At 52.0% G+C, this 13,211-nt stretch carries 10 protein-coding genes; 3 read left to right on the top strand and 7 right to left on the bottom strand.

Features of this window, described 5'->3' with window-relative positions:
• Window positions 1-293: 293 nt before the first annotated feature.
• The 3 genes from THS27_RS14895 to THS27_RS14885 all read left to right on the top strand — a co-directional run bounded on the left by THS27_RS14895 (window position 294) and on the right by THS27_RS14885 (window position 5,830).
• Entirely contained in the window at window positions 294-1,523 is a 1,230-nt protein-coding gene (locus THS27_RS14895; protein WP_085592214.1) for an efflux RND transporter periplasmic adaptor subunit, read from the top strand.
• 24 nt (window positions 1,524-1,547) lie between these two features.
• Window positions 1,548-4,739: an efflux RND transporter permease subunit gene (locus THS27_RS14890; RefSeq protein ID WP_085592212.1), complete on the top strand. Its 3,192-nt coding sequence runs from the start codon at window positions 1,548-1,550 to the stop codon at window positions 4,737-4,739.
• A gap of 122 nt (window positions 4,740-4,861) precedes the next feature.
• Window positions 4,862-5,830 (top strand): ABC transporter ATP-binding protein, encoded by a 969-nt coding sequence (locus tag THS27_RS14885; protein WP_085592210.1) that lies wholly within the window; start codon window positions 4,862-4,864, stop codon window positions 5,828-5,830.
• Between the two features lie 31 nt (window positions 5,831-5,861).
• Here THS27_RS14885 and THS27_RS14880 read toward each other — a convergent pair whose 3' ends face one another.
• The 7 genes from THS27_RS14880 to THS27_RS14850 form a co-directional block, all read right to left on the bottom strand.
• Window positions 5,862-6,632: an MBL fold metallo-hydrolase gene (locus THS27_RS14880; protein WP_085592208.1), complete on the bottom strand. Its 771-nt coding sequence runs from the start codon at window positions 6,630-6,632 to the stop codon at window positions 5,862-5,864.
• Window positions 6,629-7,447 (bottom strand): TatD family hydrolase, encoded by an 819-nt coding sequence (locus THS27_RS14875; RefSeq protein WP_085592206.1) that lies wholly within the window; start codon window positions 7,445-7,447, stop codon window positions 6,629-6,631. The genes THS27_RS14880 and THS27_RS14875 overlap by 4 nt, the downstream gene beginning before the upstream one ends.
• Window positions 7,444-9,009: a methionine--tRNA ligase gene (gene metG, locus THS27_RS14870; RefSeq protein ID WP_085592204.1), complete on the bottom strand. Its 1,566-nt coding sequence runs from the start codon at window positions 9,007-9,009 to the stop codon at window positions 7,444-7,446. Before metG ends, THS27_RS14875 begins: the two co-directional genes overlap by 4 nt.
• Window positions 9,010-9,091: 82 nt before the next feature.
• Window positions 9,092-10,195 carry a DNA polymerase III subunit delta' gene (locus THS27_RS14865; RefSeq protein ID WP_085592202.1) on the bottom strand — a complete coding sequence of 368 codons (1,104 nt, stop codon included), beginning with the start codon at window positions 10,193-10,195 and terminating at the stop codon, window positions 9,092-9,094.
• A complete protein-coding gene (gene tmk, locus THS27_RS14860) occupies window positions 10,192-10,848 on the bottom strand; it encodes a dTMP kinase (RefSeq protein ID WP_085592200.1) in 657 nt (218 codons plus the stop codon). The genes THS27_RS14865 and tmk overlap by 4 nt, the downstream gene beginning before the upstream one ends.
• Window positions 10,845-12,020, bottom strand: a complete 1,176-nt coding sequence (locus THS27_RS14855; protein ID WP_085592198.1) for a D-alanyl-D-alanine carboxypeptidase family protein — start codon at window positions 12,018-12,020, stop codon at window positions 10,845-10,847. The genes tmk and THS27_RS14855 overlap by 4 nt, the downstream gene beginning before the upstream one ends.
• A gap of 125 nt (window positions 12,021-12,145) precedes the next feature.
• The gene (locus THS27_RS14850) at window positions 12,146-13,207 is read right to left on the bottom strand and encodes a septal ring lytic transglycosylase RlpA family protein (protein WP_085592196.1); all 1,062 of its coding nucleotides are present in this window, start codon (window positions 13,205-13,207) and stop codon (window positions 12,146-12,148) included.
• Between the last annotated feature and the right edge of the window lie 4 nt (window positions 13,208-13,211).

The following is a 13,211-nucleotide window of genomic DNA, read 5'->3' as shown; positions in this document are numbered from 1 at the left end:
TGTGCAAAAAACCAAGACGATCAGTCTACCTGATATATGGCATCGCCCCTTATATTTTTCCTCAATATCCCAGTTTGCGACAGCGGGAATTCCCATCCATTACATTGCAGCGCGTCATTTTAAAGCTCGTTTTTTAAACGGACTGATCTGTTGATCTGTCGCTGCAAATTAGGTTCGTTCTTATTCTGGAACGCTAAGTGTTGGAATTGCCGTCTATTGCAATCTGAACCACGCGCATATTGTCGCAACAAAGTTGCATTGCAAAATGCCCATTGGAAATACGGAGAGACGTGATGTCATCGAAATCCAGATTAAGATATGCGGTTGGCGCCGTCGCGATTGCGTTTGTCGCCGCGGGTGCGACCGGGTTGGTTCCCGTACCTTTTATTCATGCTGAAGAACAGCAAGAAGCTCCTGCTGCGGCGGCGGCCCCTGCTGCCGTACCAGCCTCGGTTGCTGAAATTCATAATCAGAAAATCACCCGCTGGTCGAGCTTTTCTGGCCGACTTGAAGCAATTGACCGGGTGGAAATTCGCCCGCGTGTTGCCGGGGCGATTGACGCCGTTCATTTCCGCGAAGGCGAGTTGGTTAAGGCAGGCGATCTGTTATTTACAATTGATCCCGCCCCGTTTGAAACTGAAGTCGCCCGTGTTGAAGCACAGGTATTTTCGGCGCAGTCACGTCTGAAGCTGGCAACAACCGAGCTTGACCGTGGTAACGAGCTTTGGAAAACCCGGGTTATTACCCGCTCGGTACTGGATCAGCGCCAGGAAACCAAACAGAATGCCGAGGCCGATCTGCGCTCGGCGCAGGCTCAGTTACGGTCAGCCAAGTTGAACCTTGGCTATACTGAAATTCGTGCCCCTATTTCCGGTCGGGTTGGCGATATTCGTTTGACGCCGGGCAACCTCGTTGCGGCAGGAGCCAATTCCGAAATCCTGACTACGATTGTTTCTGTTGACCCGATTTACGCGACTTTTGATGTAAACGAACAGGCTTTACTACTGGCCATGCATCAAACCGGTGAGCCGTCAGTTGATACTGTTCATCAGATTCCGGTTCAGCTTAACAGTGATTTTATTGGCCCTGATACGATTAAGGGTCACGTGCAAATGATTGATAATGAATTCAATCCACGCAGTGGCACGATCCGCGTACAGGCCGTGTTTGACAATAAAAATGGCCGTCTGGTTCCAGGGCAGTTTGCCCGTATCGAATTGGGCCAGGCCAGTGCCGGCAGTGCCATTATGGTCGCAGAACGTGCTGTTGGCACTGATCAGGACAAAAAGTATGTCTTGGTTGTGAACCCGGAAAATGTTGTCGAGTACCGTGAAATCAGCCTCGGTGGCGAACAGAACGGAATGCGGATTGTAACCAAAGGCCTGACCGACGGCGAACGTATTGTTGTTGAAGGTCTGCAACACATTCGCCCAGGAATGACCGTTGCCCCTGAAGTTGTCTCGATGGATCGTCGGTCCATGGTCGATGCAAGTGGCGACGCCAAGGGAGATTCCCGCTCTTAATCAGGGCCGGGGGACACAAGCACAATGAACATTTCCAAATTCTTTATTGATCGCCCGATTTTCGCGGCGGTGCTGTCACTGCTTATCCTGTTGGGTGGGGTTATTTCCATTCCGCTGTTGCCAGTGTCAGAATATCCCGAGGTCGTACCGCCATCGGTAGTGGTGCGTGCCAACTATCCCGGCGCCAACCCCAAGGTCGTTGCTGAAAGTGTCGCAACACCGCTTGAAGAAGCCATTAATGGTGTCGAAGGCATGCTGTATATGAGCAGCCAGGCAACAACTGATGGCCTGATGACCCTGACGGTGACATTTGCCCTGGGGACAGACCCCGACCAGGCCCAGCAACTGGTTCAAAATCGGGTATCCCAGGCCGAACCACGCCTGCCCGAAGAAGTACGCAGTCTGGGTGTGACGACGATCAAAAGTTCACCAGACCTGACAATGGTTGTGCATCTTGTTTCGCCCAACGGGCGTTACGATATGAACTATCTGCGTAACTACGCCATTCTTAACATCAAGGATCGCCTCGCCCGTATTCATGGTGTTGGTGATGTGAATGCGTTTGGCGGCGGCGACTATTCAATGCGGATCTGGCTTGATCCGCAAAAAGTTGCGGAACAAGGCCTTTCGGCCAGTGATGTGGTTGCTGAAATTCGATCGCAAAACGTTCAGGCCGCAGCTGGTGTAATCGGGGCTTCGCCTTCTGCGCCGGACCTTGATTTGCAATTGTCGGTTAATGCCCAGGGCCGCCTTGAAGACCCCGAAGAATTTGGCAACATCATTATTCGCTCTGATCCTGATGGTTCGGTGACACGTCTGCGCGATGTGGCGCGGATTGAAATCGGCGCATCTGATTATTCCTTGCGGGCCCTGCTTGATAACAAGGACGCTGTTGGTATGGGGATTTTCGCAGCCCCCGGTTCCAACGCCATCGAAATCGCCGATAATGTTCGCGAAACGATGAAAGAAATCAAAACCTATATGCCCGAAGGGGTCGATTACCGGATCGTTTATGACACGACCGAATTCGTTCGTTCGTCCATCGATGCCGTCATTCACACCTTGCTTGAAGCCATCGTCCTGGTTGTTCTGGTGGTGATTGTCTTTTTGCAAACCTGGCGGGCATCCCTGATCCCGGTGCTGGCGGTGCCGGTTTCCGTAATCGGTACGTTCGCGGTCATGTATCTGTTTGGCTTTTCAATTAACGCGCTTAGTCTGTTTGGTCTGGTGCTGGCAATCGGTATCGTGGTGGACGACGCGATTGTGGTGGTTGAGAACGTCGAACGTAACATCGAACTGGGCTTTTCGCCACGCCAGGCAACTTACCGGGCCATGCGCGAAGTTTCCGGGCCGATTGTTGCCATTGCCCTGGTATTGGTGGCCGTGTTTGTTCCGCTGGCCTTTATTAGCGGCCTGACCGGGCAGTTTTACCGCCAGTTTGCCCTGACTATTGCAATCTCGACCGTTATCTCGGCTGTTAACTCGCTTACTCTTTCCCCTGCCCTGGCCGCTTTGTTGCTTAAGGGGCATGATGAACCCAAAGACCTGCTTACCCGTATTCTTGACGGCGCACTCGGCTGGTTCTTTCGCGGGTTCAACAAGGTATTTAACAAGGGATCAAGCGGTTACAGCAAAGGTGTTGGTGGTATCGTTACCCGCAAAACCATCATGATGGGGCTGTATCTGGGGCTTGTCGCCCTGACATTTGGCCTGTTTCGTGAAATTCCGCGCGGGTTTGTGCCAACACAGGATAAACAGTATCTGATCGGTTTTGCCCAGTTGCCCGATGGCGCAACCCTGGACCGTACCGAAGATGTTATTCGTAAAATGGGTGATATTGCCCTTGCTCATCCTGGTGTCGACCATGCGGTATCTTTTCCTGGCCTGTCGATTAACGGTTTTACCAACAGTTCAAACTCCGGCATTGTTTTTGCCACCCTTAAGCCGTTTGATCAGCGTAAAGACCCAAGTCTAAGTGCTGGCGCCATTGCTGGTCAGCTGAACCAGCAATTTGCTTCGATCCCGCAGGCCTTCACGGTTATCTTCCCGCCGCCCCCGGTTCAGGGTTTGGGAACGACGGGTGGCTTTAAAATGCAGCTCGAAGACCGTGCCTCACTGGGCTACAAGGCGCTGGATGATGCCCGGAAGGCATTATTGGCAAAAGCCTATCAGACGCCTGAACTTGCCGGTATGTATTCGACCTATCAGGTTAGCGTACCGCAGCTTTACGCCGATATTGACCGGACCAAAGCCCGTCAGTTAGGTGTTTCGGTGAGTGATATCTTGCAAACCATGCAGATCTATCTTGGTAGCATGTATGTTAACGACTTTACGATTTTCGGTCGTACCTACAGTGTTCGTGTTCAGGCTGATGCCCCGTATCGCGCACATGAAGACAATATTGGTGATCTGGAAGTTCGTAGCTCAAACGGTGACATGGTGCCGCTTTCAGCTGTGCTGAATGTAACACCGACATTCGGCCCGGAACGGGCGATGCATTATAACGGTTTTCTGTCTGCCGATATTAACGGCAACCCGGCCCCCGGATATTCGTCGGGTCAGGCGCAGGATGCCTTGCAACGCATTGCCGACGAAACCCTGCCGCAAGGTATTTCGTATGAATGGACCGAACTGACCTATCAGGAAATTCTGGCGGGCAATACCGGAATTATCGTTTTTCCGATTGCGCTGCTGCTTGTTTTCCTTGTTCTTGCAGCCCAGTATGAAAGCCTGACATTGCCAATTGCGATTATTCTGATCGTGCCAATGGGGTTATTATCTGCTTTCACCGGGCTTTACCTTTCCGGGGGTGATAATAACGTCTTTACGCAAATCGGGCTTATGGTGCTTGTCGGGCTATCGGCGAAAAATGCGATCCTGATCGTCGAATTTGCCCGTGAGCTTGAATTTGGTGGCAAGACGCCAATGCAGGCGGCCATTGAAGCAAGTCGGTTGCGGTTGCGCCCCATCCTGATGACGTCGATGGCATTTATCATGGGTGTGGTGCCCTTGGTGCTGTCAACCGGTGCGGGTGCTGAAATGCGCCAGGCTATGGGTATGGCGGTCTTTTCCGGCATGATCGGGGTTACGGCGTTCGGTTTGTTCCTGACACCTGTGTTTTATGTGATGATGCGTCGTTTAACGGGCAACCGTCCGCTGACCCAGCATGGTCACGATAACGAACACATTCCGGTTGTTTCCCATCCGGTCGACTAATCCTTCACGGTAACGTGACAAAAACATCGAAAAGCCCCCGGATCATTCGGGGGCTTTTTTCGTTTAACCTCAAGTTACTACTTCCCGATTTTTGAATTTCCCCACCAACCGAGCACCCCTTTATGCCCCTAAAAATGATCCCGGCCCGTAAACCTGATCTGACCGGCGATAAAACACCCGCATCATCATTGTGGCGCTATGTCTGGCGCATGAGCGGCTATCACCAGATTTGGGTGTCGCTGCTTGCCGTGGTCGTCGCGGCGCTCAGCATGTTGCCCATTGAACTGCAACGCCGACTGGTGGATGACGCCATATCGGATGGCAAGCTGGATTTGTTATTAAAATTAGCCGGGGCCTATGGCGCGGTTCTGATTCTGCACGGGATTTGCAAATATTTGCTGCGTCTCTATCAGGGCTGGTTAAGTGAAAGCTCCATTCGCTATAACCGCCTTCACCTTAGCCAATTGCACGAAGAACACGAGGGTGACAGCGCCCACGAGGAAGACGGCAAGGTGATATCAATTATCGGATCGGAAATCGATAAACTGGGCGGCTTTGTGGGCGAATGTTTGTCGCAGCCGGTTGTAAATACCGCCATGCTGGTGTTCGGCATGGGGTATATGTTCTCCAAAGCTCCCCTTGTTGCCGCCATCGGGCTGGCGGCATTGGTACCCCAGGCATTGCTGGTCCCGCTGGTTCAAAAACGCATTAATGTGCTTATTGCCCGGCGGGTAAACACCATGCGCCGTGTTAGCGATGATCTGACACGGTTGCCCCATGATGATACTGATCTTGATGAAACCGCCCTGCCCGATCGTATCGATTTGCTGTATCGCAACCGGATGATGACCTTTGTCTTAAAGTTTGGCATGAAGGCTATCATCAATTTTTTAAACGGTGCAACGCCGCTTATTGTTTTGATCGTCGGGGGATATCTGGTTATTGAAGGGCAAACAACCATCGGGATCGTGGTTGCCTTTATTTCCGGTTTTGATCGTCTGTCAGACCCGATGCGCGAAATGTTGTCTTATTACCGGGTGGCTGCCCAAGCCAATGTGCAGCATAAAATGATTGCACGGTGGATGAGATAATGCCGTTAATGAATTGAAATTAAAAAATAAATCAAATTTCAATCACAAGGCCATCATGAGCCGGACTGACATGATTTGGCGTCATGTCGTTAAGCTGGTCATAGTCAACCTGGATGCTCATATGGGTGAAATAAACTTGCCGGGGTTTAAATTTGTCGACCCAGCCCATCACCTTTTCCAGATGTGCGTGGGTTGCGTGTGGTGTCAGGCGCATGCAATCCACCACCCACACGTCCAGATCGTATAAAAACTGATGCGAATAGTCCGGCAAATTCACCACATCCGTTGAATAGGCAAAATTGCCCACCCGAAAGCCAAGGCTTTCGCAAAACCCGTGATCCTGTGGAAAAACCTTAACCGGGACGCCGCCAATATCAAGGTGGCCATCAATCTGATGGGGGACGAGAACCGGTTTATAATAAAAATCGACGCCTTCGGCTAACGGCTGCAAGACGTAGGCAAACCGTTGTTCCAGCGTTTGAATTGTCTCGGCCGAGGCATAAATGTCAATTGGCCGATGCATGGCAACATTGATCCAGCGCAGGTCATCAATACCATGAACATGGTCGGCATGAGCATGGGTAAACAGGATGGCATCGATATGTTTAATATCTGCTGCCAGTGCCTGTTCACGAAAATCAGGACCGACATCGACCAGAATTTTCTGCCCGGCTTCTTCAATCAGGATCGAACTGCGTAAACGCCGGTTTTTAAGGTTATCCGGGTTACACGCCCCCCACCCCAAACCAACGGAAGGCACCCCGTTTGAGGATCCGCAGCCAAGGATGGTGATTTTCGTCACTGTTCTCCTGCCCCCGTTTCGCCCAGGCGTGAACGGTCTGCCTTGGTAAACAGATTAAAGAAATTATCTGTGGTGATACGGGCAATTTCTTCGATGCTGACGCCTTTAATTTCGGCCAGTTTTACCGCAGTATGGGCCACAAATGAGGGTTCGTTTGATTTACCGCGCTTTGGCACCGGTGCCAGATAAGGTGAATCCGTTTCAACGATCAAACGGTCCAGCGGAACATCAGCAACGGCATCACGAATGGCCTTGGCCGAATTGAACGTGATTATCCCCGAACAGGAAATATAAAATCCAATCTTCAAGGCCCGCTGTGCCAGTTCGGCTGACGAACTGAAACAATGGATAACGCCGGGAAAGGCGCCTTTGGCATATTCTTCTTCGAGAATATCCATCGTGTCGTCATCGGCATCGCGGGTATGCACGATCAGTGGCAATTGTGTTTCACGACAAGCTGCAATGTGGGCGCGAAAACTTTGCTGTTGGGCATCACGCGGGGCATTATCATAAAAATAGTCCAGCCCGCTTTCGCCAATGCCGATCACTTTGGGATCTTTGGTTTTTTCAATCAGGATATCCGGGCTGGACAAACCTTCTTCACCGGCTTCATGCGGGTGAACCCCGACGGTGCAATAAATGTTGTCAGCACGTTCTGCCATCGCGCGTACCTGGTCAAAGGTTGAAATACGCACACCAATGCTAACCATCATGCCAACGCCCGCATTGCGGGCACGCGCCATGGTGCCCGCAAAATCGTCAGAAAACTGGGGATAGTCCAGATGGCAATGGCTGTCGACAAGGGCGACATTCATGCCTTCTCTCCTTCTGTTTCCGGTTCAACATAGCGCGGGAAAACCCCGGCCGGTTTGGGAAGGTCGGTTCCGGCAACCAGCGCCTGTTCAGCACCGAGGCTGTCAAAGCCGCGTACATCTTCACCAAGTGCCAGTTGATCCAGAATCTTCGCAGCTGATTCCGGCATCAAAGGCTGTACCAAAATACCGACATGACGAATGACTTCGGCCAGAACATAAAGAACCGTTTCCATCCGTGCCGGATCGGTTTTTTTCAAGCCCCACGGCGCCATTTCATCAACATAACGGTTGGCATCGCCGACCAGCGACCAGATGGCATCGATCATTTTATTAAATGCCTGGGCTTCAATCTGCGCACGGGCGGCATCAAGCAAATCGTGTGCCTTGGTCAGAATAACCGTGTCGGCATCGCTAAATTCACCCGGTGTCGGCACCTTGGCATTGCAGTTTTTGCCAATCATCGACAAAACACGCTGGCATAAATTGCCAAGGTCGTTGGCCAGTTCGCTGTTCATGCGGTTCACCATCGTCTGATGGGAAAAATCGCCATCATTGCCAAAGGGTACTTCGCGCAGCAGGAAATAACGGGTTTGATCCAGCCCGTATTTGGCTGTCAGATCATACGGATCAATAACATTACCAATTGATTTTGAAATTTTCTGACCTTCATTGGTCCACCAGCCATGGGCGAACACCCGCTTGGGCGGTGCAATACCTGCGGCCATCAACAGGGCCGGCCAGTAAACAGCATGGAAACGGGCAATGTCCTTGCCCACCATGTGTAAATCCGCAGGCCAGTATTTAGCCAGTTTTTCAGCATCAACATCAGGGTAGCCAACGGCCGTGAGATAATTGGTTAGCGCGTCAACCCACACATACATCACGTGGTCTTCATTGCCCGGAACAGGGACACCCCATTTAAAGCTGGTACGCGAAACCGACAAATCATGCATGCCACCTTTAACAAAGCTGATGACTTCGTTGCGGCGGGAATTCGGGGCGATAAAACCGGGATTATCATCATAGAATTTCAGCAGACGATCACCCCATTCCGACAGCTTGAAGAAATAGCTGGGTTCGGATACCCACTCAACAGGGGCACCTGTCGGGGCAAGTTTCTTGCCGTCTTTTTCAATCAGTTCCTTTTCGGCGTAAAATGCCTCATCGCGAACCGAATACCAGCCGTCATAAGACCCGAGATAAATCTCACCCTTTTCCACCAACGTCGTCCAAAGGGCCTGGCAGGCTTTTTTGTGGCGTTCTTCCGTGGTGCGAATGAAATCATCGTTGGAAAAATTCATGTGCACCGCAAGATCGCGGAAATTTTGCGATACCTGATCGGTAAAGGTTTGCGGATCAATGCCTTTGGCCGCCGCTGATGCGTCAACTTTCTGACCGTGTTCATCCGTTCCGGTCAGAAACATCACATCGAAACCGTCCAGACGTTTGAAACGCGCTATCACATCAACGGCCAGCGTCGTATAGGCATGGCCGATATGGGGCTTGTCGTTCACGTAATAGATCGGCGTGGTGATGTAGAAGGGCGGTTTTTGCCCGGTCATGATCGCAATCCTTCGTAAAGCATGACGCAAAACGGCCCTTGCGGGCCGTCTGATCATATATATTTAAATCAGCCCAGCCGCACTAGCTTCGAATGGTTTCCTCAAGCATGAAAAACGCATTTAACAGCGCCTGCTTGCGATCCAGATGAAGTCCGCGCGTTGCTGACATCAGGTCGGTGATCTTTTCCCACACCTCCAGCCATTGATCAAGCGGTTGCGCAGCAGCCATGCGTTGCATGGCTGGCAATTCACCACTAACCACTTCGCGTGGTGCTGTCCCTGTTGCCGCAAACCGGATCATACGGGCCAGCCACCAGTTTAACAGTGCAGTTACGGTAACAAAGGCTTCGTCACGATCCGCCGGTGAAAACCGTTCGGCAAACTTGTGCTGGGCGGCAACATCGGTTTCGGGCAATGTCGCAATCAGGTTGACCAGTTCGGTATACAGCTCCAGCCCGCCAACATCGTGCAATTGAAGTGCCCGGCCAATACTGCCATCAGACAACCCGGTTAAGGCGTGGATATCGTCGGTTTCCATATCCGGGCAATATTGTGCCAAAAGTGAACTTACCGTTTGATCATCCAGTGTTCCCAAATTTAAGCGGCGGCAGCGCGACCGAATGGTTGGCAGCAACCGGCCCGGTTGATGGGCAATCAGAATCATCATCGCATTGGCTGGCGGTTCTTCCAAAACCTTGAGAATGGCGTTGGCAGCATTGCGGTTGAGTTCGTCAGCAGCATCGACAATGACCACCCGCCAACCGCCCTCGGCCGAGGTTTTGGACATAAAATTGCCAACAGCGCGCACATTCTCCACAACGATTTCACCCTGAAGGCGTTTTTTTTTCTCGTCGTACAAACGTTCGATGACTTTTAAATCACCATGCCCGCCACCTGCTATACGGCGGAAAACCGGGTCTTCTGGCGACACATACAAACTGGTTGGTACGTCACCAAACAGCCCGCCGCCGGCATTTTCCCCTCCGTGCGACAACGCAAATCGCGCCATGCGATAGGCCAGCGTTGCCTTGCCGACACCACGTGGTCCACATAACAACCAGGCATGGTGCATGCGCTTGCTGTTCCAGGCATCTACAATTACCTGCTCTGCGGCGTCGTGGCCTTTTAGCTGATGGTTTTGCCGCGGCGTCGGGTACCCTTGGTCATCATCATTGGGTTCCGTCATGCCGGGCGTCCTGCCAGAAACTGTTCAACGACAGATGCCACACGCGCGGCAACGGTTTGTACATCCCCATCAGCATCGACAACCCTGCAGCGATCCGGTTCTGCTGCGGTAATTTCGTGAAAACCTTGCTGGAGGCGCTGGTGAAAAGCCAGTCCCATTTTTTCAAACCGGTCTTCTGCGGCGCTGACATTGGCAAATCGTGCCCCTGCCCGTGCCAGTCCGGTTTCAATTGGTAAATCCATCATCAATGTCAGATCAGGTTTAAAATCATTTACGGCCAGCTTCCAAAGCTGACGGATAAAGTCAGCTCCTAATCCATGGCCGTATCCCTGATACGCCACAGATGAGTCGGCAAAGCGATCACATAATACCACTTGGCCCTGTGCTATCGCCGGGCGAATGGTGCGTTCGACATGATCGCGACGTGATGCAAACATCAATAATGCTTCGGTTACCGCGTCCCAGCGGCCGGGGTCACCGGTAAGCAAAAGGGCGCGGATTTCCTCCGCACCCGGTGACCCGCCTGGTTCGCGTGTGACAATAACGTCACGGCCACGATGGCGAAACCATTGCTCTAAAAGGCGGATCTGGGTGGATTTCCCACTGCCTTCTCCGCCTTCAAAGCTGATAAAAATTCCGGACGGGGTACTCACCCGTTGCTGCCTCCCCAAACCAGATACTTGATCGCGGCGCCAATACGCCCGACCAGCCCCAGCCGTTCAACACCGGATTTGGCATAAAGCGGAAATGACTGCGCGTCCTGATTGGGAATTTCAACTTTCAACGTTGCAACCTGCTGACCTGCGCTAATCGGTGCCGGGATCGGGCCTTCATAAACCACTGAAACCTTCATATCCTTGCGATCTTTGCGCGGGACCGTCAGGGTAATATCCTGATCGGTTACCAGATCTACCTTGCCGGCATTGCCCAGCCAGATATCGGCAGAACTGACAACATCATCTTTTTTAAACAGATGGTAATTGTCAAATTCGCGAAAACCCCAATCAAGCAGTTTTTGCCCTTCGGTACGGCGTTCGCGCATTGAATGCATGCCCATCGCAACCAAAATCAGGCGGCGACCATCCCGTTTTGCTGTGGCCGTCAAACCAAAACCGGCAGCTTCGGTGTGGCCGGTTTTCATGCCATCAACACCGGCACTGGTTCCCAGCAGCGGATTACGATTGTGCTGACGAATACCGTTATAGGTAAAGACAGGTTCACTATAAAATTTATAAAGCTCGGGGAAATCATGAATGGTGCGATGTGCCAGTACAGCAAGGTCATGTGCTGTTACCAGGTGCCCATCGGCAGGCCAGCCGGTGGCGTTTTTAAACACCGATTTGGTCATGCCAATTTCGCGGGCTTTTTCCGTCATTTCATGGGCAAAAGCATCTTCGGTGCCAGCAATACCTTCTGCGACCACAATTGCTGCATCGTTGCCAGACTGTACGATAATGCCATGGATCAGGTCATAAATCGAAACGTCGGAATTAACCTCGACGAACATCTTCGATCCACCCTTTTTCCACGCATCTTCGCTGACATGGAAGGTGTCTTTCAGGGTCAGGCTGCCATTCTTGATGCGATCAAACAGCATGTAGATCGTCATCATCTTGGTCAATGACGCCGGTTCGGCGAGGTCGTCGCCATTTTTGTTCAACAGAACAGCGCCGGTGTCATAATCAACAAGATAGGCTTCACGCGCGACGGTATCAATCGCCTGCGCATGGCTGGCAGTCGCTGCCATTACGGTTCCCAGAAGCGCGGCCCCGGCCAACAGCCGATTAAATGTGGCTTTGCACGGAATTGACGGAAGTAAATTCATAACGTCCTTGTCCTGTTGATTTATTTCGTCCCCGAAGGATTGGCCGATGGCCAACAGGGCTGTCCTATGTCGCAAATTGGGCAAAAATGTGCAAACACGTTTTCACCCGTTATTTCCCAGTCAAATTAGCACCCGGCAACAGACTTTTCCCCTGCCCCTGCGCATTCGACAATCACCCTGGCCCCGGTTTGCCCGGTTGCCAAAACCCGGTCAAGTAAAACATCGGCTTCGGGCACAGTTGCCATCGGCCCCAGGCGAACCCGGTAAAAAGTCGTTCCCTTGACATCGATGGGTTCAATTTTGGTTGGTGCAAGATTATAGAGCTGGTTACGAAGGTTTAAGGCGTTATCGTAAACTGAAAATGCGCCAGCCTGAACGTAAATCGCACTTGCCGGCACCGGTGTTACATTAACTTCCGGGTTGGCCTGGGCGGTTACCGCAACATTGTTGGCTGGTGTTTCAGGCTGGTATTTTATCCGTTTGGCTGGTGCCGGAGTATCATCAAAATCGTTGGGGCTTTTGTTGCCGGGTGGTGCATCAAGCGATACGGTTTCAACCGACGCTCTCGGGGCAGCCGTAACGGTGTTTTTTTCTGCCGTCGTGACCGAAGGTGACGATGCTTTACTCTGCGAAATCAAGGCGGCCTGCTGGCTTTCAGCCTCAAGCACCTCAACCATCACCTTGGCTGTTCCCTGTTGTTCAAACCCCAACAGTTCGGCTGCCTTTCGCGACATATCGATGATACGGCTGCGCGCAAAAGGTCCACGGTCATTAACCCTTACCTTAAGCGAACGACCATTTTCCAGGTTTGTGACCCTTACAATACTTGGCAAGGGCAAGGTTCGATGAGCGGCCGAAACTTCATTCTGATCAAAAATCTCGCCATTGGCGGTGTATTTTCCGTGAAATTTCGGGCCGTACCACGATGCGATACCGGTTTCACGATATTCATAATCAACAGCCGGGTAATACCATTGCCCTGCAATTTCATATGGTTTGCCAATTTTGTAAGCACCGCTTTGGGTGGGTGCCGCCGTCTGGTTTTGCGATCCGATCCGCTTTACGCCGTGAACGGCAAGCTGGGTTTCCGCACAGCCTGCCAACATCACCAGTATCGCCGCGACCCCGGTTACTTGACAGCCAAGGCGCCATAGCGGGCGAGCCGATCCGATAGCTGATTTTGGCATCCAG

Origin of the sequence: Thalassospira sp. MCCC 1A01428, assembly GCF_002115825.1 — a bacterium.
Classification (GTDB): Bacteria; Pseudomonadota; Alphaproteobacteria; order Rhodospirillales; family Thalassospiraceae; genus Thalassospira.
Note: the sequence above shows the minus strand (reverse complement) of the source record. Positions and strands in the feature narration are given on the sequence as shown.

What these genes read in the sequence shown, in the direction of transcription:
- THS27_RS14895 (WP_085592214.1), top strand. Translation starts at nt 294, where the DNA reads ATGTCATCGAAATCCAGATTAAGATATGCGGTTGGCGCCGTCGCGATT.
- THS27_RS14890 (WP_085592212.1), top strand. Translation starts at nt 1,548, where the DNA reads ATGAACATTTCCAAATTCTTTATTGATCGCCCGATTTTCGCGGCGGTG.
- THS27_RS14885 (WP_085592210.1), top strand. Translation starts at nt 4,862, where the DNA reads ATGCCCCTAAAAATGATCCCGGCCCGTAAACCTGATCTGACCGGCGAT.
- THS27_RS14875 (WP_085592206.1), bottom strand. Translation starts at nt 7,447, where the DNA reads ATGAATGTCGCCCTTGTCGACAGCCATTGCCATCTGGACTATCCCCAG.
- metG (WP_085592204.1), bottom strand. Translation starts at nt 9,009, where the DNA reads ATGACCGGGCAAAAACCGCCCTTCTACATCACCACGCCGATCTATTAC.
- THS27_RS14865 (WP_085592202.1), bottom strand. Translation starts at nt 10,195, where the DNA reads ATGACGGAACCCAATGATGATGACCAAGGGTACCCGACGCCGCGGCAA.
- THS27_RS14855 (WP_085592198.1), bottom strand. Translation starts at nt 12,020, where the DNA reads ATGAATTTACTTCCGTCAATTCCGTGCAAAGCCACATTTAATCGGCTG.
- THS27_RS14850 (WP_085592196.1), bottom strand. Translation starts at nt 13,207, where the DNA reads ATGCCAAAATCAGCTATCGGATCGGCTCGCCCGCTATGGCGCCTTGGC.